Below are 21,012 nucleotides of genomic sequence, written 5' to 3'. Positions count from 1 at the left end.
AGTCGGTCCTTCGGCCCGCACGGTCCAACAGAGGGGCGGGAGGTGGGAAGGCTGCCGACGGCTCGGCCTGCGCCGGGCCCGCGCTGCTCGCGGTGGGCGGCACTGCTGCCTGCGATGGGCGAACTGCCTTGGGTCGCATGCCGCGTGACCACAGCGGTTCGACTACGGCCTCCCGCGGGGCCAGCCGCGCGCGACCGGATCCCGGTGGGTTCGCGACGGACGGCGGGAGCCCTTGCGGGCGGACAGGAACCAGTTGGGTTCGAGGTCCCACGCCCTGTGTACGTGGGTACGCAGGCGACGAGGGGGACGGGGTGAGGGGGATGGAGCCGCCGTGTCCGGCCGCTGCGTCTGGGTGGTCGAAGGACCGCGGCGGGCTTTCAGTCCTGCTGCGTTCCTTCATCGCGTACAGGTCGGCGCGTGCGGCATCCAGACCGTCCAAAACCGCCTGAAACGAGTTCTGGATCTCGTGCGCGGGGTCAGGCCCCCAGGTGGGGGCACGCAGCGGTTCGGTGTCGTTGACTTCCACGAATAGCCCTCCTCGACCAACCTCCGTGGAATTCCGTCCCGGACCCGATCGATTCGCTGAACTGGCCGGTGTGTGAGGGAGCGTTGGGTCGTAGTTACGTGTGGGGGAGCCGGGCCGCGAGCGTTGGCTGACGGCTTCCTTGTGAGGCGATACGCAGTCCGCGTGGCGTTGTCTCAATCCGCGCCCGGGTGATCACCGAGTCTCCCCGCCCGGGGCCGCGTTTCTTTGTCCGGTTCGTCGTTGGGCGTGGAAGGTGAGGCGGTCGAGGCCGGTCCGCGCTCTTTGTTCCGGTCTGTGGTCTGGTGAAGCACCGCTTCTACGCGTAGGTGTGACGACATGCCAGGGCGCGGCAAAGCGGGTGCCTGGGCGCGACGGAGCTTGCTCCGGCCGCCTCACTGTTCCTGGTCGGGTCAGGCTGCGACAAGGTCGCGGAAGCCGGCGAAGCGGGGGCCGGGAACCGTCCTGCTGGATCGTGTGGCCGTTGAGCCAGCAAATCAGGAAGTACGGCTGATCGTAGCCGTACTCACTGAACTCACCGATTAGGACGTCCCCGTGCAAGACCCGCCACTGCGTCATCCGCTCCTTCATGGGGTCGTAGGTGCTCTCTTCTTCAAGCGTCCGGCGCCAGCTCGAATGGCTGATCAGACCACCGGCGGCCCCGCCTCGATGCGGCGCAGCACCGGAGCGAGGCGGTCCAGGTCGGGGCCGGTCTGGATCTGTCGCTCGTCCCACCAGGTGGCGCCGGCGTCGTGCAGTGGACCGATCACGTCCTTGGCCTTCGCTGCGTCCGGGGGCGTGGCACCGCCGAGCACGAACTCGAAGGGGCGCTCGGCATCGGGCGTGCGGTGCTTGCGTACATAGCCGATCAGGTCCCGTACCTCCGCCACATCGGGCACATGCCCGTGCCGGGCCGTCTCGAAGAGCGGCACCGCGCCGTCCCATCGTGCTGCCCGTCGCATGGGCAGGCGACGTGGCCAGAACCCGCCGATCCACACCGGCGGACCGGGCCGCTGCACGGTGGCGGGCAGCAGCGTCACGTCCTGGACTTCGTAGTGCCGGCCGTGGTGGTTCACCGGCTCGCCGGACCAGAAGCGCCGCAACAGCTCCAGTCCCTCGTCCAGCCGCTCGGCGAGGAGATGCGGCTCGGCGGTGTCGCCGAAGCTGCGGTATTCGTCGTCGATCGGACCGCCCAGGCCCGCGGCGAAGGTCACCCGGCCGTTGCTGAGGTGGTCCAGGGTGGCCACTTGGCGGGCCAGTTGCTGCGGACGGTAACGGGGGACCGGCGTCAGCAGGGTGCCCAGTCGGATGCGGGAGGTCGCCAGCGCGGCTGCCGTCAGCAGCATCCAGGGGTCTCCGAAGGGACGCCCCTGGTGCCGCCGGTGCAGTACGTGGTCCCAGACGAAGAGCCCGTCCCAGCCGGCCTGTTCGGCGGCAGCCGCAACGGTCGCGACGTTACGGGGGTCGGCGAAGTCACCGAAGTTGGGGATGTTGATGGAGAAGCGCATCCCAGCAGGATGCGCAGCCGGACACGAGGCGGCAACCGGATTCGGATGCGGGCGACTTCACGGCAGGCCGCCGGCGCCGTCGTCTTCCCCCGTCGACCTTTACGCCGTGACACCCCCCGGTGTGCTTGAAGTGATGTCGTACGCCTCGGGGTCGAAGTCGGCCAGGCGCCGTCGCATCCGACCTGTCGACCAGGGCCAACTGAAGCTGTTGCGGCCGTTGTCGTCGAGGTAGTAGCTCGAACACCCTCCGCTGTTGTAAACGGTTCGTGGCAGAGCCTGCTGGACGTCGGCGCTGAAGGCGGCCTGGACCTCGGGGCGTACGTTCATGCTCGTCCAGCCTGTCGCGCGGAAGTGACGTACAGCGGCTGTCACGTAGTCCAGTTGTGCCTCAAGGATCGTGTAGGCGGAGGAGTGCCCGGTACCGAGGTGTGGCCCGAGCAGGACGAACGCGTTCGGGAATCCGCTGACCGTCGTCCCCAGATAGGCGTCCGGGCTGCCCTTCCAATGGTCGTTGAGGCTGGCGCCGGCGGCGTCGAACACCCGTTGGGCGATGGGCATGTCGAGGATGTGGAAGCCGGTTCCCAGAATGATGGTGTCGACGTCCGCACGGCTGCCGTCCGCACCGATGACGCGGCTGCCGCGGACGGCCGCGACAGCCGTGGCGTGGACGGTGACATTGGGCCGGGTCAGGGCGGGGTAATACGTGTTCGACAGCAGCAGCCGTTTGCAGCCCAGGGTGTAGTCGGGTGTGAGGGCTCGGCGCAACTGAGGCTCCTTGACCGCCGCTTTGAGGTGGAGGGTGCCCACCTTCTGCACCGCGCGCAGGAGGGACGGGTGGCGGAAGCCGACGCCGAGGGTCTCCAGCCCTGCGTACTCCGCGTTCCGCAAAGCCCGTTGGGCTGACGGGAAGCGCCGCATCAGCCATCGCTCGGCACGAGGCACGTAGTGGTCGGGTTTGGGCAGCACCCATTGGGCGGTGCGCTGGAACAGGTGCAGTCGCCCGACGTGTGGCTGGATGGCGGGGACGAACTGCACGGCGGACGCGCCGCTGCCGACGACGGCGACGCGGGTGCCGCTCAGGTCGTGGTCGTGGCGCCAGCGCGAGGAGTGGAAGACCTCGCCAGGAAAATCGGCCAGGCCGGGGATGTCGGGGAGCAGTGGTTCGTGCCAAGGCCCTGCCGCCGCGACCAGGATGCGGGCCGTGTAGCGGCCCCGGTTGGTCTCGACATGCCAGCGGGCCTGGTGGGGATGCCATTGCGCACGTGTGACCTCGGTGCCGAAGCGGATGAGCGGGGTAATGCCGTACCTGGCCGCAGTGTCACGGAGATACGCGCGTATCTCGGGCTGGCCCGCGAAGGCACGCGTCCACTCCGGATTGGGCGCGAAGGAGTACGAGTAGAGGGCGGAGGGGACGTCGCAGGCGCAGCCCGGGTAGGTGTTGTCCCGCCAGGTGCCGCCGAGGTCGTCCGCCTTCTCTATGACGACGAGGTCGTGCACGCCTACCTGGCGCAGCCTGATGGCGGCTCCGATGCCGGACAGACCGCTGCCGATGATCAGGACCTCCACGTCGCGGACTTCGCTGGAGGCGGCTGCTGTGGGAGCGTCGGGCCGGGGCATGTCAGGCTCCTGTCCGAGCGTCGAGGCCGCGGGCGACGGGCGTTTGCGGAGCGGGTGAATCGTCTGACCTGAGGCGATCGCGGACGATGGCTCGTGTCGTGCGCAGGGATGTTTCCAGGACTGTCAGGCGCCGTCGGCCGTCCATGAAGTTGCCTCCCATCACATTCAGGTCGGCGGCAGCGGGCTCGATCCGGATGACCCGTGTGCCCGCTGCCCGGAGCGCGGCGCATTCGGCGTCCAGCGTGCGGGTCATGACGCGGCGGAGCAGCGCCTCCGCTCGGCCGAGGCCTCTGCGCGGTACGGGAGAGGACGAACTCATCGGCGCCACGACGTACACCTCGTCGAGGCCGCGGGACACAAGGAGGTCGGGGGAGGCGGTGGACATGATGCCGCCGTCCGCGTACCGCCGGCCGGAGATGCGTACGGGCGGAAACCAACCCGGAACCGCCCAGGACGCGCGCAGAGCGTCACGCAAGGCGATCGGCCGGACGTCCGGATGTCCGAAAGGGGTACGCCGCCCCATGTCGAAGTCGGTCGCCACCAGCCAGGTCGCGGGATGGGAGACCCAGCCTCCGGCAGGAGCCAGGACGTCAGCCAGGGCCGCGAGCCAGTCGGCCGAACCACGTCCTTGCGGCAGCAAACCGGACAGGCCCGCCAGCGTGGGCGCCCCGCCGCCCAGCGCGCGGCGCGCCAGGCGGGGCGATCCGGGGAAGACCGCGGGCCGTGGCGGCAGGCCGCGGGGAGGGGCCGCGAAGTGGCGTCGGAGTTCGGGGTGGGCATCTGGGCGTGCGAGCTGCGCGGCCAGGAGTTGCGCCACGCCGATGCCGCTGCCGAGCATGGCCGCCACCTCGGCGCCGGCCGAGGTGCCCACCAGGACGTCGGCGTCACGTGGGTCCCATTGCGCGATCTGCTCAAGTGAATGCAGTGCGCCGATGGTCCAGGCCGCGCCGAGCGTTCCGCCGCAGCCCAGCACCAGTCCGCGGGAAGGGGTCGTTCGCCTGCCAGTCATGGTCACTGAGTACTCCGCCCAATCGGGATACCGGCGAGATCGGGATACCAGTGGTATCTGGATTCGGGATACTAGCGGTATCCGAGCGAGGTGGACAGCCCATGCCGGGGTTAGGATCCGAGGACTTCAACAGCTTCACTTGCCTGCTGGTCAGGCTGCGCAGGACAGAGAGGGAGCAGAGACATGGCCCGCCTCAGCCGCGCCGAGAGCCAGGAGCGCACACGCGAGCGGCTCGTCGCCACCGCGCGGGACCTCTTCTTGCGCAACGGCTACGGCGCCACTTCCCTCAGTGAAGTTGCGGAGGCGGCCGGCTTTTCGAAGGGCGCCGTCTACTCCAACTTCCGCAGCAAGGGCCATCTGTGCCTGGCTGTCCTGGACGACATCCGTACCGAACAACTGAACCTGCTCACCGACTCCGTCATGCGTGACGCCCGGATCGAGGACCGACTGGCGACGTTCACCGCGTGGGGCGAGGCACACATCGGCGACGAGGCCTGGACCACGCTCGAAGTCGAGTTCCTCACCCAAGCCCGCCACGACGACGAGCTCCGGCGCGAGATCACGGCGCGTGTCGTCGCGATCCGCCAGGCGCTCGCTCAACTACTCGACGCCCTGGCCCAGGAGTTGGGCGCCTCCCTGGCCATGCCCGCCGAGCAGGCCGCGATGACGCTGCTCAGCCTCGGCATCGGACTCGGCATACAGCGGATCACCGACCCCGCCGTTCCCACCACAGTGCTCACCGACACGCTGCGTCTCATCCTGCGTTGACGGCCCTACGCACCCCGCAAACCACGGAGGTGGCGGCACACGGGAGCAACTCGCCGGGTGCGCGGGCCACTCGGCGGTACTTCACCGGACCGTCTCAGGAGCTACCCGACCGGCACGCGCGGTCATTCTTGTTGGTTGACCCTTATGCCGAATGCTCGCTATGGGGAGGCATTGTCCGGTCGCTCCTCGAGTGCGGGCGGCGGGTCGACGGCGCGTGGGTGTGAGGGCGGGGGCAAGGTCTTGATCGGCCCAGACGACCTTGCCACCCGATACCGATCGGGAGCCCCATCTGCGCGCCAGTTGGTCGACCATAAAGAGACCGCGGCCGTTCTCATCGGTGGTGTGTGCGCGACGCGGACGTGGGAAGCAGACGTTGGTGTCGAACACTTCGCAGGTCAGGACCTGGTGCTGGATCAGACGCAGACCGATCGGGCCGGTGCTGTGGCGGACGGCGTTGGTGACCAGTTCACTGACGATCAGTTTCGTGGCGTCTTCGAGACCTTCCAGGCCCCACTCGGTCAGCTGGCCGGCGGCTATGTGCCGGGCGCTGCGGACAGCGGTCTGGTCACACGGCAGCGTCCAGGAGGCAGCCTGGGTCGGGCTGAGTGAGCGCGTCTTGACGAGGAGCAGGGTGACGTCGTCGGACGGTGCCTGGCCCGGGACGATCTCCATCGCGCGGGTGCAGAGGTCTTCCAGGGAGCGACCCGGTTGTGCCAGGGCGGCGCCCAGGCGGTGCATTCCCGCGTCGATGTCGCAGTCGCGGGTCTCGATCAGGCCGTCGGTGTACAGCGCGAGGACACTTCCCTCGGGCAGTTCCAACTCCACGGCCTCGAAGGGGACCCCCAGCCCGATGCCGAGCGGGCTTCCGGCGGGGAGGTCGGGGAAGGTGACCCGGCCCTGCGGGTCGACGATCGCGGGCGGGGGGTGCCCGGCCCGTGCCATGGTGCACTTCCGGGTGTCCGGGTCATAGACGGCGTACAGGCAGGTGGCGCCCACCGCCGCAGGTGTCTGGCCCTGGGTGTCGTCGGCTTCTTCGGTCAGTCGCTGGATCGCGTCATCGAGGCGGGCCAGCAGTTCGTCGGGGGGCAGTTCCATGTCGGTGAGCAGGTGTACGGCGGTACGGAGCCGACCCATGGCCGCGGTGGCGTTGATGCCGTGGCCGACCACGTCACCGATGACGAGGGCCACCCGGGCGCCGGACAGCGGGATCACGTCGAACCAGTCGCCCCCGACACCGATGTCCATGTCGGCGGGCCGATAACGCGAGGCCGTCTCTACCGCCGAGCCGCCCTTCAAACGGTGAGGGAGCAGGTTGCACTGGAGCGCGAGGGCCGCGGCGTGTTCGCGGGCGTACAGGCGGGCGTTGTCCAACGACGGCGCGGCGCGGCTGACGAGTTCCTCGGCGAGGAGCAGATCGTCCTCCTGGAACGGCACCGGGTCCTCGGTGCGGATGAACATCGCCACCCCGAGCAGTACGCGCCTCGCGCGGATGGGTACGACCATCAGGGAGTGCATGCCGTACTCATTGATCTTCTGCGCCCGTGCCGGGTCCCGGTCGATCCATGTACCCGGAGCGGCGTTCAGGATCGGCTCCAGGTGGGACCTCCCGGTACGCAGCACGTCGGTGAAGGGTGAGGCGTGCGGCACGGTGACCTGCTCACCGCGAACCCACGGGGATTCCGGGACGTCTTGGCGGATCGAGGCCAGACCGGCACGTCGGAAGACGGGGAGGCGCTCGCCGATCGGGCCGATGTGGACCGAGGGCCCTTCGCCGAACGGGACCGAGTGCTCCAGGTCGACGATGGCGTAGTCGGCGAACAGAGGCACGGCGAGGTCGGCCAGCTCCTGGCTGGTCTGCATCACGTCCATGGTGCTGCCGAGGCGCGTACTGGCCTCGCTGATGATGGCGAGGCGTTCGTGCGCCCGTGCGCGCTCGGTGACATCCACAGTGATGGCGCACACGCCCTGCGCCCGGCCTTCGGCGTCCTGGAGACAGAAGATCGAAGTCACGAGGACGTTCTCCTGGCGCGGACTCGTCGGCAGCCCGCTCCGGAACTCGTGGACCCCGGTGGCGCCGCTCTGGAGTGCCTGCCGCATCACTGCTTCCAGTGCTTCGCGCTCGGCACTCGGCAGAGCATCGGTGGATCGACGTCCGAGCCGTCGGTCACGGAAAACGCCGTCGTGGCTCTCCATCGTGTCGTTCACCCAGGTGCAACGCAGCTGCGGGTCACATACGACGATGCCGATCGGTGCCCGAGTGAGAAGCGACTCCCGAACCGATCCGTTCATCGTTTCCCGGGAGATCTTGCCGGTGTCGGTCACGGACACGAGCCACCGGACCGCTCCGTCCTGCCCCCACAACATCGAGATCCGCAGGCTGACGGTGAGCATTCGGCCGTCTCGGTGGCGCACTGCCGTAGTGCCCGACCAGCCATTTTGGGCGCGGCACCGCTCGATGAACGCCGATACCGTCGGCGCTTCCTCGGAGGATGGCAGTACGAGTGTGGAGGACTGGCCCACCACGTCCCCGGCGCTGTATCCGACGAGCTGCTCGGCTGCCTGTGTCCATCCGAGCACGGTTCCCTGCTCGTCGAGCATCGCGACCGCCGAGTCGGACATCTCGTGCGTGGTCGGCCGCTTACCGAGTGTCGCCTTGTCAGTGCTGGTCATCGAACTTTGTCCTCAGGTAGGTGGCGGAGGGGCGGTACAGGTAGGTGGCGGAGGGGCGGTACGGGGTGCGGGAAGCCGGTCCGAGAACGGCTACGGCGATCGATTCGCCGTAGTTTGCACCTTTTGGGTGATTGACCGGATGGTGCTCTGATTTGTGACAGCGCCGGTGCTGCGGTCGGAGCACCAGGTCCGGGCGTCGAGGTCGGGCAGCGCCGCGGCGGTGGTTTCCGCTCGTCCGATCGACCTGCCGCAGTAAGGGTTGAGCCCGTCGGGGAGGTGATACGGCCTGCGCGGGGTGCGTCACGTTGGGTTACGCCCGTAAGCGGGCCCGCGCCGCGCAGCTCCCGTCGGTTCCTGACCGCCGTGTGGACGTCCAAGGTCGCCCACGTCTCATACGTTCACATTCTGCTGTGGCAGCAGCGACGCACGTCACATCGCGTCCTTGTCACAAGGTGTCCGCCTGCCCTGTCTATCGGGGGTAATCGTCAGTACGGCATAGGAGTACGAGTGAAGGACATCCTTGTCATCGGTGGGGGTTTCGCCGGCGTGTGGAGCGCGGCAGGAGCCGTTCGTGCCGCGCGTGAGGCAGGGGGGGACGTCCGGGTGACCCTCGTCAGCGGTGGCGACGACATGGTCGTGCGTCCGCGCCTTTACGAGGAGGAGCCGGAGAGCATGCGGGTCTCCTTGGACCGTGTTCTTGGCCCGATCGGTGTCCGTCGTGTCGCGGCGACGGTGAGCGAGATCGACACCGAGGCGCACACGGTCCGTGCCGTGGGGCGGACTGGTGAGGAACTGGACCTGGCGTACGACAAGCTCGTGCTGGCCGCCGGCAGCCAGCTGGTGCGGCCCAGCTTCCCCGGTGCGCAGGATGTGTTCGACATCGACACGCTGCCCGCCGCGGCGGCGTTCGATCACCATCTGCGGCGGCTGCCCCAGCGGGTTTCGTCCGCCGGCCGGTACACGGCCGTCGTGGTCGGGGCCGGTTTCACCGGACTGGAGGTAGCCACGGCTCTGTGTGAGCGGCTGCGGGCGATCGCGGACGCGCAGGGTGCGGGCGAGGAGGTGCGGGTCGTCCTGGTCGACCGTGCCGACGTCATCGGGCCGGAGCTCGGTCCCGGACCCCGCCCGCACATCGATGGCACGCTCGACGAGCTGAAGATCGAACGCCGCCTTGGCCGCACCGTGGCATCGGCCACCTCCGAGGACGTCACCCTGTCGGACGGCGAGGTGATCCCCGCGGCGACCATCGTGTGGACGGCGGGCATGGTCGCGAGCCCGCTGACGGCGCAGATCCCGGGGGAACGCGACCGGCTGGGACGGCTGAGCGTGGACGCCTACCTGCGGGTGACGGGAGTCCCTGACGTCTACGCTGCCGGCGACACTGCCGTTGCCGCGGCGGAGGACGGGCACGACACGACGCAGAGCTGCCAGCACGCCCTGCCGATGGGGAAGTTCGCCGGGCACAACGTGGTCGCCGACCTCCTGGGAACCGACCCGCTGCCCTTCACCCCCGACCCCTACAGCACCTGCTTGGACCTCGGTCCGGCCGGCGCCGTGGTCACGCAGGGCTGGGACCGTACGGTCCAGATGACCGGAGAGGACGCCAAGGCCCTCAAGCGGGACATCAACGTGCTGTGGATCTACCCCCCGGTCGATGACTCCGAGCAGCTCCTCGCCCAGGCAGGCCGCTTCTCCAACCTCTGACAGCGCGAGCGCGGGCGCACCGCGTGCCCCCGGCCCCGCCGGGGGCATCACCGACGGAGCGTATGACGGGCATGGCCGACAGGTACCGCACTCACATGACGTGTGCGGTACCTGTCGGCTTTCCCTGTGCGGTGCGGCGTGGTGGCACAACGTTCTGGCCGCACCCCAATCGAACGCCGTTCAGGCGCATCGACTCCTTGGGAGGGTAGGTTTGACGCATAACGCCACGTACTGGACACAAGGATCCAGGGTTGGACAATGCCATGAGATTCGCGGCCATCGGTGGTACCGGGCTGATCGGGTCACGCCTCGTGGAGAACCTCCACGCGACAGCCGTCGCGGGCGCCGATGTCGTCATCACCCTGACGAATTCCCCGGCCTCCGACGAAACCCCGCCGGCCTTCCTCGGTTCGTCGATGGACACCCTCCTCGCCGCGAGCGGGCCATGCGGCGTCGGACACTTCGTCATCCTCTCGATCGTCGTCGTGGATCGGCTGCCCGAGCTGGACTCCAGCCGGGCCAAGGTGCTTCAGGAGGACCTCCGGGCCTCGCCGTACTTCATCGTCCGCGCCACGCAGTTCATGGAGGTCGTCGACGCGATCCTGTCCTGGACGATCGGCGGCGAGACCGTCCGTCTGCCGCGTACGCCGCTCCAGTCGATCGCCGCCGAGGACGCTTCCCGCAGCGTCGCCGAAGTGGCCGCCCGCGCCCCGCTCAACGGCGTCCTCGGCACCAGTGACGTCCTCGACGCCGGGAACGACGTCCGCATCGCCCCCCTATCCACTCCACGGATTGGCTCTCCTGAACCAGCCGTGATTCCCGACGGTCCATCAGAACCCCGAGGTTCATCCGCACGCTCATACGTGTGGCATCGGTGGCCGTCGAACTTGCCGAACATCAAGGACTGTGCACAATGTCGCCGAAGAACAATCCAGCGGATGGCGCCGAGGACCTCCGGGAAGCAGAGGCAGCGTTCAACGAGGCCCGTGGCTATCTGTTCGGGATCGCCTATCGGATGCTCGGCTGCGTCAGCGAATCGGAGGACATCCTCCAAGAGGCCTGGATCCGATGGCAGACCTACGACCGGTCCAAGGTGGAGAACGCGCGGGCGTTTCTCACGACGACTGTGACGAGGCTCGCCATCAATGTGCTGGAGTCGGCGAGGGTCCGCCGTCAGGCCTATGTCGGCCCGTGGCTTCCGGAGCCGGTCGACACCAGCAGCGACCCGGCGCTGGGCGCCTTGAACGCGGAAGCGCTGGAAGTCGCGGTGCTGATGCTGTTGGAGAAGCTCACCCCCACGGAACGGGCGGCGTACGTGCTCCGGGAGGCATTCGACTACCCGTACGAGCAGATCGCGGAGATCATCGGCCAGACGCAGGCCAATGCACGCCAACTGGTGAGCCGGGCACGGAAGCATCTGGCCGCGGGGAAACGGGCAAGCGTCGCGGACGCTGACCACCAGAGGTTCCTGACCGTGTTCGTGGCGGCCGCCCAGGAAGGGAATGTGGCCGTACTGGAGAAGCTGTTCACGGAAGACGTCGTCTCGTACGCCGACGGCGGAGGGGCCGTGCGGGCGTCGAAGTTCCCCGTCGTGGGCCGTCAGCGCGTGGCGAAGTACTATCACGCGTTCGCCGACCGCTTCTGGCCTGGCGTCACGGTGGAGCCGGTCGAGGCCAACGGCAGGCCGGCGGTGAGCCTGTCGCGCGACGGCACTGTGTTCGCCGTCCTCACCGTGAGCGTCACCCCGGAGGGCATCGACCGAGTGCTCGTCATGATGAACCCGTCGAAAATCGCTGCCATGACTGTCTGAGCATGCGGCGGACCGCCCCCGGGGCGACGATCGGATGGATCGGTGTGGCGGTCAGCCGGACGGTGTCGTCGTCGGCGGCGACCCAGGACAGGACCGCGTCGATGAACTCCATGAACTGCGTCGTGGACGATCGAGATGACGACGCGGTGGCCGACGCCGCCCTGCCAGGGCGCGGCCAGAGGTTGTCCATCGAGGTCTGGAAGTAGGCCGGGCAGGCTTCGTCAAAGGTCGGGGAGTTCGTCAGGTCGATTACGACATCGGCGCGCGCCACGGCTTCCTCGACGCCCTGACCGCCGATGACGTCCATTGCGAAATACGTAGCGACCAGACGCCCTCGACCGAGGTCAGGTCGGGCGTGTAGGTGGGCTGTTGGACGATGGCGAGCCCGTCATGCTCGGCCGCGTGTTGGCGTACAAGGGTGGGTTCGCGCCTCGGTGCACCGCCCGCGGGACGGGGACGTGACCCTGTTCCGTGGTGCCTCCAGGCCGGCGTGGCCGGACCATTCATCGCTGCGACGACGGCGTAGCCCCGCTGTGTCCGGCTGCTCTGGGTACCGCACGAGCATGAAAGGGCCCCGCCCTGCGGAGTCCACTACGAGCCTCTCGCAGGGGCGGGGCCGCCCGCCCCTGTTGGCCGGTTGGGCGGGCTGCGGGCGCCCGTCCCCTGACGCCCGCCTCCCAAAAATAAAACGAACGATTATTTTTTGCAAGCGGCGCCCTGCGTCGCCGGCGCACATGCGTGGAGGTGCTGCGCGGGTCATCGGGGTGCTGCCCCGTGGCTCTTGGCATGGCGTCGCTTTGCAAGAAAAACGAATGTTCGTCTTGACCCACTCTCATCAAAGCCCTCAGGATGTGGTGACGGAAAAGGAACGTTCATTCCGGGAAAGGGGGTGGTGGCATGAGCACCGCGCAGGCCGGAAGGCTGGCGTTGTCACCGCGACAGGGGCCGGAGAGTGCCCACGGGACGCCAACGGTGCCTCCCGAGGCCGAGTCCGCACCGCGCGACATCGTGGCCTTCGTGCTGCAAGGCGGCGGCAGCCTGTGTGCGCCACAGGTCGGCATGCTGCGGGCACTGACCCAGGCAGGGATCAGACCGGACCTTGTGGTGGGGTCGTCGGCCGGGGCACTCAACGGTGCGGCCTTCGCTGCCGACCCAACCATCGGCGGTATCGATCGGTTGGAAGCGCTCTGGCTGCGCCTGAAGCGTCGGCACGTCGCACCGCTTTCAGTGCGGACCCTGGCGAGGGCCGCGCTGGGCCGGAGCGAGGGGGCGGTCTCCAGCCAAGCGCTGCGGCAGGTGCTGCGGTCTGCCGTCGCTGTCCGTCGACTTGAGGAGGCTGCTGTCTCCATGCACGCCGTGGCGACCGACTTCGAGACTGGTGCGGCGGTCGTGCTCTCCAGCGGCGAGGCCGTCCCGGCCCTACTCGCCTCGGCGGCCTTCCCGGGCTTGTATGCCCCCGTGCGCGTAGGAGGGCATCGGCTCATCGACGGGGGAGTGTCGGCGGACCTGCCTGTTCTCCAGGCAGAAGGGCTCGGCGCAACCACTATCTACGTGCTTCCCGCCGCGGTCACGAAACAGGCAGGGCGCCCGGCGCACGCCGCTCTGGACGCCGCGTTCCGGGCACTTGTCCAGATCTTGGATGAACGGGAAAGGCGGGACATCGCGGCGGTCCGCGGATTGGTCCATCGACTGCCCACCGTCACCACTCCCGTGGCCAGCGTCATCGACTTTCGTGACACTCGGCGACTGGTCCAGGCCGGCCATGGGCTCACCGCGGCCTGGCTGGCCGGGCAGACCGCAACCCGGGAATGAGGGCGGCCGATGGCCAACCGTGCCGCTTGCGTGCGCCGCCGGATCCACGACCTCGTGTGTGCGCCGGTCGGGAGTACACAGCTTCGATGGTGGGTGGAGTGGCTGTTGGTGGGATTGCTGTACGCCGTCTACGACACCACCCGAGGTCTGCAGCGGCGATGGACTGCCATTGCGGACCACGACGGCTGGAGCATCTTCCGCCGGGAGCACACCGTCCACTTCGCACCGGAGCGGCCACTCGACCAAGTACCGCACAAGGCGCGCCCTCATCGGGTTCCGGCACCTTCCCGCGACTCCGCCGGGGCTGCTTCCCCATGTCCTCATGCAGGAATCCGTGACAGCGTTGGCGATGCGCAGGAGTCGAGTACGCGGCCATGCCATCACTGCATGTTGGCTGGGCTTTGTGGTCTGGCTGGCTCTTCTACCGGCACGCACGGCGAAGGGTCGTCAGCAATGGAGCCCGTTGACCGCTGTCAGGCACACCACCACAGTTGCTCGGTCCGACACCCTCGCGCCCCCTCGCCCAGACTCCCTCCAGGTAATTCACGATGATCCACTCTTTCGGGCTGCCCCCACGCGTTGACGAAGGCCTCCCATCTCCCGATCCCTGTCGGCGGGACACGGAACACGGCAACGACCGCAGCGGGTCGGGCTGTTGGTCATACAGCACGCGCCTACGGCAGGCCGTCTCATTTCGGCCGCTGAGCCTCGAAGACGCCTTCATGGTCGGCCCGGACGCAGAGGAGCTGATCGGGGAGCCGCAGCTGGTCCGGAATTGCGACGGCGACCAGAGCATCGCCTGGCACACCCTCCCAAAGCACACATGGTGTCCGGTGCACCTGGTGGGCCTGATGCACCTGCTGCCTCAATGGCCGGTGCAGCGATGAGCAGCTCGCACCAGATCGAGTCGGGTGACCACGGATACAACCAAGTTGCTGCTCCAACGGCGGTTGCCCGGGCGGAACAAGTGAACGAGGCCGACGGGAGCACATCCCCGTCCCGCGCTCGATCACGCGTCGCGCTCACCGTGGGCGCCGTCCTGATGGTGCTGAGTGTCGAGCTGGCGGTTGTTGCGCCCTACGCGCGTCGCGCTGCAGACCATCTGGCCCATGCTGAACCCGCCTGGTTTCTGCTGGCTGTCGCCGCTGAGATGGTGTCGATGGTGGCCTTCGCCCGGCTGCAGAGCCTGGCACTGAGTGCGGGCGGTTTGCGAGTGAAACTGCGCCCCACTGTTTCCGTCGTGTTTGCTGGGAATGCTCTCAGCGCGACTCTGCCTGGCGGCAGCCTGGTATCGATCACCTACCGGACTCGGCGTATGCGTGCCTGGGGCGCCAGTGTGCCTTTGATCGGCTTCACCCATGCTGTCACCGGTGTTCTGAGCACGATCGCACTCGTCGTGCTCACTGGAATTGGCAGGACTCTGGCCGGGGACAGTGCCCAGCTTGTCGGGGCGTCCATCCAAGTTTCAGTGGCTTGTGCCGTCACCGTCGCCGCGCTCGCGCTCGTCCAGCACACCAATGTGCTGCGCCGGCCCGTGAGCGCTCTCCTTCGTGTGTGGCGGAGACTACGGCGCGGCAAGGACGGGCACACGTCGGCTGATGGCTTGCTGGAGGAGTTGGCTGTCATGCAGCCTCCAGCTCGCTTCTGGGTGCTGGGGCTGGGCGCTGCCCTGATCAACTGGGTAGGCGATCTCGTGTGCGTGCTCGCTGTGTGCCATGCGGTGGGCTCGGCCCCGGCCTCGGACAAGGTGCTGCTCGCCTACGTCGCCGCGATGACGGCCGCGTCGGCTCTGCCTCTGCTGCCCGCGGGACTTGGCCCTCTCGACGCGGCTCTGGTCCTGACTCTGCATCACGGCGGAATGCCGATGGCGGCTGCCACGGCCGCTGATCTCCTCTACCGGACCCTCAACCCAGCACTGATCGGTGTCGCCGGGTGGTCGGTCTTGCTCGTCCAACGCCGGAGCCGGTCAGGGCGTGGCCGGCTCCGGCCACAGGGCCCGTACCGCGTCGCCGACCCCATCCACGAGCGCGGGGTCGAGCATGGCCACCTGGAGGATGTAGCCGGGTAGGAAGCAGACCAGCGCGCTGGCGATGGCCTCGGCAGTCACTTCCTTCGGCAGAGCGCCGCTTTCTTGGTGCTCTCGCACGACCTCTGCGAGGTCGGAGCGCATCTGGGTCAGCAGGGTGCTGAACTGTCCGGCCAACGTGGGGTTTCGGAGGGCCTCGGACCAGGCCAGTACAGCCAGCCTTGCGGTGTCGTGTTCCGCGGCTCTGACCGATACGAGGTCGAGGACATCAGCGATGACGGCCCCTACGGAACCTCTGGGCCGAGTCGTGGCGACGCCGTGGACCATCGTGAGGACCTCACGCATGTTCTCTTCGGCAATGGCCAGAATCATCTCGTCTTTGCTCGCGAAGTGCCGATAGACCGCGCCCGCCGAGAGCCCGGACTCTGCGAACAGATCCTGCATCGACGTTGAGTGAAACCCGTCGCGCAGGAAGCATCGTCGGGCTGCATCCAGGATCTGGGTACGGCGATCGTCCATGTACTGCTGGGATACCTTCGGCATGAGGGCATTCTACCAAATACGAAAACGAATGTTCGTCTTAAGTCTCCCGCATAGCGCCGCGTGACCTGCCAATGGAGATCGTGGGCACGAGTACGGCAAGCCAAGGCGCGGTCGAGGGCCTGGCGCACAGCAAGGCCGGTGGCTTTGCGTTCGTCTCTCTACCCCGACGAGGCGCCAGCGCGGTCTGCTGCCAGGGGGCGGGAGGTTTACGGTGCCTCCTTTGTCGTGCCGAAGAGGCTCACCGTGCTGGAGTCCAGTGGCGCGAGCCCGATCGTCGCCCAGATACTGGACAAGGTCGGCCTGTAACTGGCCGCGCGTGCGTTCAAGGCGTGTCGTCCAGACCTCGGCAGACGCTCCCCGGGGCGTGGTCTTCAGCTCGGTGCGCTGCCGCACGAACTTTTGGCAACCTGGGCTTCCTTGTCACTCACCAATCTCGCTATCAGCGCCACCACGGCCGGGTATTCACGCTTGCGGGTCCGGCGGGGCTCGGGCTGAGTCCGGCGCTCATGGTCTTTGTCGGCGATCCGTTCTCCGGCAGCACGTCCGCACCGGAAATGCTGCCCATGGCGGTCGATGAACACGGCCGGTGGCTGCGCCGGACGCCGGCACGGGCCGCGTGCGCGGCACGGCCTTCTTCTACGGCAATGACAGCCGTGACGGTGGGTGCGGAGCGCCTGGCAAACGAAGTCGCGGCGTCCCATTTGCCGCTGGTCCCTGAGGAGTCCGCACACTCGTTTGCCCAGCGAGACAACATGGCAGCCAAGGGACAGGTCCGGCCAAGCCGACTGGGTGCGGTCGGCCGCGACGATGAAGCCGTCCTGGTGTGGGATCGGTGAACGGCTGGGTGAACGGCCGCCGCGTGGCAGGTGCGGCACCGTCTCCTCCATGACGATGGTCAGAGGCGGCACTCGCGTTCCCAGGCGGTGGCGGCGTGGACGCGGTGACCCGGCGCTGTGCAAGCGGTAGCACCCTGATGGCAAACGAAGCGGGACCCCGGGTGGCGTAGGACACGGGATCCCGCTGAGAGCGTGGCACGTCAGTGCTTGAAGACGTCCTTCGCCTTCTCCTTCGCCTGGCGCGCGGCACCCTTCGACTTCTTGGCCTGCCCCTCGACCGTCATTTCCTCATTGCCCAGTGCGCGGCCGACCGTCGCCTTGGCCTTGCCCGTGGTCTCCTCCATCTTGCCCTTGCCCTTTTGATGTCCGGCCATCGTCGCTCACTCTCCTCACCGCATGCGGCGTTGTCGCACCGCTTCGAGTACCCGCAGCAGGCGGGACGACGCCCGCGGTCCTCAGGTTTATGCGGATCGACCCGGTGACGCATAGTGCCTGGGCGAGACGCCGGCTTCGACTTCTCCGTGGCGTTCGACCACTACTTTCCGTGATTGCGTGAGCAGGGGCCTCCCTGTACGCCTGGAGCGTGATCGGCACAGCCGCGCAGGCCGCCTCGGAGATTGCCCTGGCCGCAGCCGCCGCACTGGCGGGGCGCTGCTCCTGCTGGGCACCGCACAGGCTGCGCTGAGCACCGCGCGACAGTGGGAGGGCGACTGGCAGCTTCGTGAGAACTGACGAGCCGTCACATCCTGGCGTAATCGCCTGACCTGCCTCCCGTCGATCCTGCCGGGACACCGCAAGTCCTTAAGGTAATCAGGCAGGCCATTGATCGACAAGCGGTTTCGGTAGGCGGCGACCAGGAGACGTGCCCGGGTGCGGCCGCCCCCAACTGGCTTTGCGCGGCTCACGGCATCCCGGGCGGCGCCCTCCTCGGTCTGCTACTCCCGGGCTTCCCCACGACGAAGGTCGCGACGGCGGCGTCGAAGCCTTTTCGTAACCGATGTTTCACGCAGGACTCTTGCGCTCGGCCGCGCCGACGGCAAAGGTATCGCACCAAACCTTTGATTTAGGCGGGGAGCGGTACGTCGGATCCACCGGCGGCCACCAGAGCCCGAGGAGGCCCGTATGCCCACCGACAAGTCAGTGACGGAGCCGGAGCGCGAGAAGGCTCTGTCCGGAGACGCTCAACGCCTTCACGAACTCGGCTACGCCCAGGAACTGGCGCGTTCGATGTCGGCGTTCTCGAACTTCGCCATTTCGTTCACCATCATCTCCGTCCTGTCCGGATGTCTGACGCTGTACGGCTTCGGCATGGTCACCGGCGGCCCGGCGATGATCACTTGGGGCTGGCCGCTGGTCGGCGTCATGACCCTCTTCGTGGGCCTGGCCATGGCCGAGGTCTGCTCCAGTTACCCGACGGCGGGCGGCCTGTACTACTGGGCGGCCAAGCTCGCTCCGTCCCACGGCCCGGCCTGGTCCTGGTTCACCGGCTGGTTCAACTTCCTCGGCCAGGTGGCGGTGACCGCGGGCATCGACTTCGGCGCGGCCTTCTTCCTGAACGCGCTGCTCGACCTGCAGTTCGGCTTCTCCGCCACGCCCGGGCACACCATTCTTCTCTTCGGGATCGTGCTGGCCGTCCACGGCGCGTTGAACACTTTCGGCGTCAAGCTCGTCTCCTTGCTGGGCAACGTCAGTGTGTGGTGGCACATCCTCGGCGTGCTGATCATCGTCGGCGCGCTCGTGATCTTCCCCTCGAAGCACCAGTCGGCCGACTTCGTTTTCACTCACTTCGTCAACGGCACCGGCTGGGGCTCCAGCTTCTACGTCGGACTCCTCGGCCTGCTGCTCGCCCAGTACACCTTCACCGGCTACGACGCCTCGGCGCACATGACCGAGGAGACCCACAACGCGGCCGAGGCCGGACCGCGCGGCATCGTGATGTCGATCCTGGTGTCCCTCGTCGCCGGCTGGGTCCTCCTGCTCGGCATCACCTTCGCCATCCAGAACTACGACGGCGCCCTGGCCAGCTCGACCGGCGTCCCCCCGGCGCAGATCTTCATCGACGCCCTCGGCGAGACCGGTGGCAAGCTCCTGCTGCTCATCGCGATCGGCGCCCAGTTCTTCTGCGGCATGTCCTCGGTCACCGCGAACTCCCGGATGATCTACGCCTTCTCGCGGGACGGTGCCTTGCCCGGCTCGCAGGTGTGGCACCGCATCAACAAGCGGACCAAGACGCCCACCAACGCGGTCTGGCTGGCGGCCGGCGGCGCCTTCGTCCTCGGCCTGCCCTACCTCTGGAACGCCACCGCGTACGCGGCCGTCACCTCGATCGCCGTCATCGGCCTGTACATCGCCTACGTCATGCCCGTCTTCCTGCGACTGCTCCAAGGCGACAACTTCGAGCGCGGCCCCTGGCACCTCGGCCGCTGGAGCCGGCCCGTCGGTATCATCGCCGTCACCTGGACACTGATCATCACCGTCCTGTTCATGCTGCCCACAGTCAGCCCTGTCACCAGCAAGAACTTCAACTACACCCCGATCGCCGTCCTCATAGTCCTCGGTTTCGCCGGAGTGTGGTGGCTGGTCTCGGCACGCAACTGGTTCACGGGCCCGAAGGTTCAGGGCACCGCCGAAGAACTGGCGGCGATCGAGCATGAACTCGAGTTCTGAATCGATGCGCCGGGGCACTGAGATCTGCCTTCGGCAGGGCTGACGGACGGCTTCACCGGCCGTCGCATCTGCTCGCGCTCGCCGCGCGGGACGGTGAGGGTGAGATCGAGTACTTCGATCTCACCCTGCCGGCCCTCAACGCTCTCGGGGAACGTGACCGGCCAGGAGTCCTGCGGGACACCGTGGCCGGTCGTGTGCGTTCAGTGGGTCTACAGCTGGGGCTGCGGCATCCGCTGCCAGCTGAACGGGCCGTAGGTCGTGTCGGTGACGGCGTGGTGGGCGTTGGGGTCTGCGGTCAGTTTCAGCCATTCAAGCGGGGTGGTGCTGCCGTGCACGACGATCCGGTGGAAGTTCGGGACGTTGTAGTACGGGTGCTCGTTCCACGCGTTGTTACCCGGGTCGTGGGCGCAGACGCCGGCGCCGGTGGCCGGGTCCGTCTCGCCGGTGCACGTCGCCGTCGGCGACAGCGGGTTGTCCGAGCGGTACAGGTGCGAGTCACCGTTGAGCATCAGCACCGGGCGGGCGAACTCGGTCGTCTTCGTCGCGACCTCGCTGATGATCGGCTCGTAGTTGGTCAGGTGGTCCTTGGTCTTGCCGTCGAGGTCCCACATGTCGGCCTGCGCCGTGATCACCACTGCCTTGGCGTGCCTGGCCCGTGCGTCGGCGAAGGCGGCATCGAGCCAGCGGACGTCGGCTGCGGTCCGGTTGGCCCGCTCGTCGGTCTGCGCCTGAGTCGCGGTCGGCATCTTGTACCAGGGGTCGGTGTCGTTGTTCGAGCCACCCGGCACGTTGACGGTCACGAAGACGATGTCGTTCTGCGCCCACATCACGTTCTCGACGTACTGCGCGTCGCCCGGGTGGCCTGGGTCGTAGGCGGTGGCCTGAGAGACCACGTCCAGTGTCCCGCTGCCGAGGGTGTGGCCGGGCCGGGCGAAGAAGTTCTGCCGGACCTTGGCGAGGTTGTCGACCGGGTTGCCACAGTGGTAGCTGATGCAGTCCGCCGTGTTGGTCGAAAGTCCACTCGTGCCGATGTAGTTGATCGCACCGAAGGCCGAGTCGTAGAAGCCGCCGCCTTGCCCGGGTGAGGTGAGGCTGGATGCCTTGTGGCAGTCTGCCCACTCGTTGTCGCCCGGCGTGTAGATGAGCGGCTTGGCGAAGGTCTGCCACGTGGACGCGATCGAGGCGTCGTAGTCCTCGGTGCAGAACTCCTTGCCCGAGTGGATGTCGCCGACGTGGATGACGTCGCTGATCGTCGGGTCGCCGTTGATGGTGCCGATGAAGGCCGGGGTCTTCTGGTACTGCGAGGTGTCGGCGCTCTGACCCGCGGGCGCGTACGCCGACTTGCCGTACGGCGAGTCGCCGAACACGGCGAGCGTCAGTGGGCCGTCGGCCGTCGAGGCAGTGGCGGTCGACATCACGGATGAGGCAAGGCCGACGGCAACGAGCGTGATGAGCCCACGCTTTGGCATACGTCTCGACATGCGTCCCTCTTTCAGGTCCGGTTGAGGGGGGCGCTCCA

Annotated in this window: 15 protein-coding genes and 2 pseudogenes; 9 read left to right on the top strand and 8 right to left on the bottom strand. The window is 67.8% G+C overall.

Features of this window, described 5'->3' with window-relative positions; translation table 11 throughout:
• Positions 1 to 1,167 precede the first annotated feature (1,167 nt).
• From IPZ69_RS20710 to IPZ69_RS20700, 3 genes are all read right to left on the bottom strand, one after another.
• Entirely contained in the window at positions 1,168 to 2,031 is an 864-nt protein-coding gene (locus IPZ69_RS20710) for an LLM class flavin-dependent oxidoreductase (protein WP_235455665.1), read from the bottom strand.
• Between the two features lie 99 nt (positions 2,032 to 2,130).
• On the bottom strand, positions 2,131 to 3,648 hold the full coding sequence (locus tag IPZ69_RS20705; protein ID WP_235455664.1) for a flavin-containing monooxygenase: 1,518 nt from the start codon (positions 3,646 to 3,648) through the stop codon (positions 2,131 to 2,133).
• A 1-nt stretch (position 3,649) separates the two neighbouring features.
• Complete coding sequence (locus IPZ69_RS20700) at positions 3,650 to 4,657, bottom strand: patatin-like phospholipase family protein (protein ID WP_235455663.1); 1,008 nt, start codon at positions 4,655 to 4,657, stop codon at positions 3,650 to 3,652.
• Positions 4,658 to 4,840: 183 nt separating this feature from the next.
• On the opposite strand from IPZ69_RS20700, the gene IPZ69_RS20695 reads away from it, so the two are divergent.
• Positions 4,841 to 5,425, top strand: coding sequence for a TetR/AcrR family transcriptional regulator (locus IPZ69_RS20695; RefSeq protein ID WP_235455662.1), 585 nt, complete (start codon positions 4,841 to 4,843; stop codon positions 5,423 to 5,425).
• An 81-nt stretch (positions 5,426 to 5,506) separates the two neighbouring features.
• Here the strand turns inward: IPZ69_RS20695 and IPZ69_RS20690 are convergent, their stop codons facing one another.
• Positions 5,507 to 8,095 carry a SpoIIE family protein phosphatase gene (locus IPZ69_RS20690; RefSeq protein WP_235455661.1) on the bottom strand — a complete coding sequence of 863 codons (2,589 nt, stop codon included), beginning with the start codon at positions 8,093 to 8,095 and terminating at the stop codon, positions 5,507 to 5,509.
• A 507-nt stretch (positions 8,096 to 8,602) separates the two neighbouring features.
• Here IPZ69_RS20690 and IPZ69_RS20685 point away from each other — a divergent pair.
• The 3 genes and pseudogenes from IPZ69_RS20685 to IPZ69_RS20675 all read left to right on the top strand — a co-directional run bounded on the left by IPZ69_RS20685 (position 8,603) and on the right by IPZ69_RS20675 (position 11,609).
• Entirely contained in the window at positions 8,603 to 9,799 is a 1,197-nt protein-coding gene (locus tag IPZ69_RS20685) for an NAD(P)/FAD-dependent oxidoreductase (RefSeq protein WP_235455660.1), read from the top strand.
• Positions 9,800 to 10,062: 263 nt separating this feature from the next.
• Positions 10,063 to 10,542: pseudogene (locus IPZ69_RS20680) on the top strand (SDR family oxidoreductase); the annotation flags it as partial.
• Between the two features lie 170 nt (positions 10,543 to 10,712).
• A complete protein-coding gene (locus IPZ69_RS20675) occupies positions 10,713 to 11,609 on the top strand; it encodes an RNA polymerase sigma-70 factor (protein WP_268834826.1) in 897 nt (298 codons plus the stop codon).
• 22 nt (positions 11,610 to 11,631) lie between these two features.
• Here IPZ69_RS20675 and IPZ69_RS20670 read toward each other — a convergent pair.
• Positions 11,632 to 11,916: pseudogene (locus tag IPZ69_RS20670) on the bottom strand (LysR family transcriptional regulator); the annotation flags it as partial.
• Between the two features lie 590 nt (positions 11,917 to 12,506).
• Here IPZ69_RS20670 and IPZ69_RS20665 point away from each other — a divergent pair.
• From IPZ69_RS20665 to IPZ69_RS20660, 3 genes are all read left to right on the top strand, one after another.
• A complete protein-coding gene (locus tag IPZ69_RS20665; protein WP_235455658.1) occupies positions 12,507 to 13,421 on the top strand; it encodes a patatin-like phospholipase family protein in 915 nt (304 codons plus the stop codon).
• A gap of 374 nt (positions 13,422 to 13,795) precedes the next feature.
• Positions 13,796 to 13,888, top strand: coding sequence for a phosphatase PAP2 family protein (locus IPZ69_RS47030; protein ID WP_268834825.1), 93 nt, complete (start codon positions 13,796 to 13,798; stop codon positions 13,886 to 13,888).
• 416 nt (positions 13,889 to 14,304) lie between these two features.
• A complete protein-coding gene (locus IPZ69_RS20660; protein ID WP_235455656.1) occupies positions 14,305 to 15,489 on the top strand; it encodes a lysylphosphatidylglycerol synthase transmembrane domain-containing protein in 1,185 nt (394 codons plus the stop codon).
• Here IPZ69_RS20660 and IPZ69_RS20655 read toward each other — a convergent pair.
• Positions 15,388 to 15,990, bottom strand: a complete 603-nt coding sequence (locus tag IPZ69_RS20655; RefSeq protein ID WP_235455655.1) for a TetR/AcrR family transcriptional regulator — start codon at positions 15,988 to 15,990, stop codon at positions 15,388 to 15,390. The genes IPZ69_RS20660 and IPZ69_RS20655 overlap by 102 nt on opposite strands.
• A gap of 506 nt (positions 15,991 to 16,496) precedes the next feature.
• Here IPZ69_RS20655 and IPZ69_RS20650 point away from each other — a divergent pair.
• Positions 16,497 to 16,826, top strand: coding sequence for a hypothetical protein (locus IPZ69_RS20650; protein ID WP_235455654.1), 330 nt, complete (start codon positions 16,497 to 16,499; stop codon positions 16,824 to 16,826).
• Positions 16,827 to 17,026: 200 nt separating this feature from the next.
• On the opposite strand, the gene IPZ69_RS20645 is transcribed toward IPZ69_RS20650, so the two are convergent.
• Positions 17,027 to 17,200 carry a CsbD family protein gene (locus tag IPZ69_RS20645; protein ID WP_235455653.1) on the bottom strand — a complete coding sequence of 58 codons (174 nt, stop codon included), beginning with the start codon at positions 17,198 to 17,200 and terminating at the stop codon, positions 17,027 to 17,029.
• A gap of 748 nt (positions 17,201 to 17,948) precedes the next feature.
• Here IPZ69_RS20645 and IPZ69_RS20640 point away from each other — a divergent pair.
• Positions 17,949 to 19,493 (top strand): amino acid permease, encoded by a 1,545-nt coding sequence (locus IPZ69_RS20640; RefSeq protein ID WP_235455652.1) that lies wholly within the window; start codon positions 17,949 to 17,951, stop codon positions 19,491 to 19,493.
• A 209-nt stretch (positions 19,494 to 19,702) separates the two neighbouring features.
• On the opposite strand, the gene IPZ69_RS20635 is transcribed toward IPZ69_RS20640, so the two are convergent.
• Complete coding sequence (locus tag IPZ69_RS20635; RefSeq protein WP_235455651.1) at positions 19,703 to 20,908, bottom strand: hypothetical protein; 1,206 nt, start codon at positions 20,906 to 20,908, stop codon at positions 19,703 to 19,705.
• Between the last annotated feature and the right edge of the window lie 104 nt (positions 20,909 to 21,012).

This window comes from Streptomyces olivochromogenes (assembly GCF_021538895.1).
In the GTDB taxonomy this organism is placed as follows: domain Bacteria; phylum Actinomycetota; class Actinomycetes; order Streptomycetales; family Streptomycetaceae; genus Streptomyces; species Streptomyces olivochromogenes_A.
The sequence above is the reverse complement of the archived record's forward strand: the minus strand, read 5'-3'. Positions and strand labels throughout refer to the sequence as shown.

What these genes read in the sequence shown, in the direction of transcription:
- IPZ69_RS20710 (WP_235455665.1), bottom strand. Translation starts at nt 2,031, where the DNA reads ATGCGCTTCTCCATCAACATCCCCAACTTCGGTGACTTCGCCGACCCC.
- IPZ69_RS20705 (WP_235455664.1), bottom strand. Translation starts at nt 3,648, where the DNA reads ATGCCCCGGCCCGACGCTCCCACAGCAGCCGCCTCCAGCGAAGTCCGC.
- IPZ69_RS20700 (WP_235455663.1), bottom strand. Translation starts at nt 4,657, where the DNA reads ATGACTGGCAGGCGAACGACCCCTTCCCGCGGACTGGTGCTGGGCTGC.
- IPZ69_RS20695 (WP_235455662.1), top strand. Translation starts at nt 4,841, where the DNA reads ATGGCCCGCCTCAGCCGCGCCGAGAGCCAGGAGCGCACACGCGAGCGG.
- IPZ69_RS20690 (WP_235455661.1), bottom strand. Translation starts at nt 8,095, where the DNA reads ATGACCAGCACTGACAAGGCGACACTCGGTAAGCGGCCGACCACGCAC.
- IPZ69_RS20675 (WP_268834826.1), top strand. Translation starts at nt 10,713, where the DNA reads ATGTCGCCGAAGAACAATCCAGCGGATGGCGCCGAGGACCTCCGGGAA.
- IPZ69_RS20665 (WP_235455658.1), top strand. Translation starts at nt 12,507, where the DNA reads ATGAGCACCGCGCAGGCCGGAAGGCTGGCGTTGTCACCGCGACAGGGG.
- IPZ69_RS47030 (WP_268834825.1), top strand. Translation starts at nt 13,796, where the DNA reads ATGCCATCACTGCATGTTGGCTGGGCTTTGTGGTCTGGCTGGCTCTTC.
- IPZ69_RS20660 (WP_235455656.1), top strand. Translation starts at nt 14,305, where the DNA reads ATGAGCAGCTCGCACCAGATCGAGTCGGGTGACCACGGATACAACCAA.
- IPZ69_RS20655 (WP_235455655.1), bottom strand. Translation starts at nt 15,990, where the DNA reads ATGCCGAAGGTATCCCAGCAGTACATGGACGATCGCCGTACCCAGATC.
- IPZ69_RS20650 (WP_235455654.1), top strand. Translation starts at nt 16,497, where the DNA reads ATGGTCTTTGTCGGCGATCCGTTCTCCGGCAGCACGTCCGCACCGGAA.
- IPZ69_RS20645 (WP_235455653.1), bottom strand. Translation starts at nt 17,200, where the DNA reads ATGGCCGGACATCAAAAGGGCAAGGGCAAGATGGAGGAGACCACGGGC.
- IPZ69_RS20640 (WP_235455652.1), top strand. Translation starts at nt 17,949, where the DNA reads ATGCCCACCGACAAGTCAGTGACGGAGCCGGAGCGCGAGAAGGCTCTG.
- IPZ69_RS20635 (WP_235455651.1), bottom strand. Translation starts at nt 20,908, where the DNA reads ATGTCGACCGCCACTGCCTCGACGGCCGACGGCCCACTGACGCTCGCC.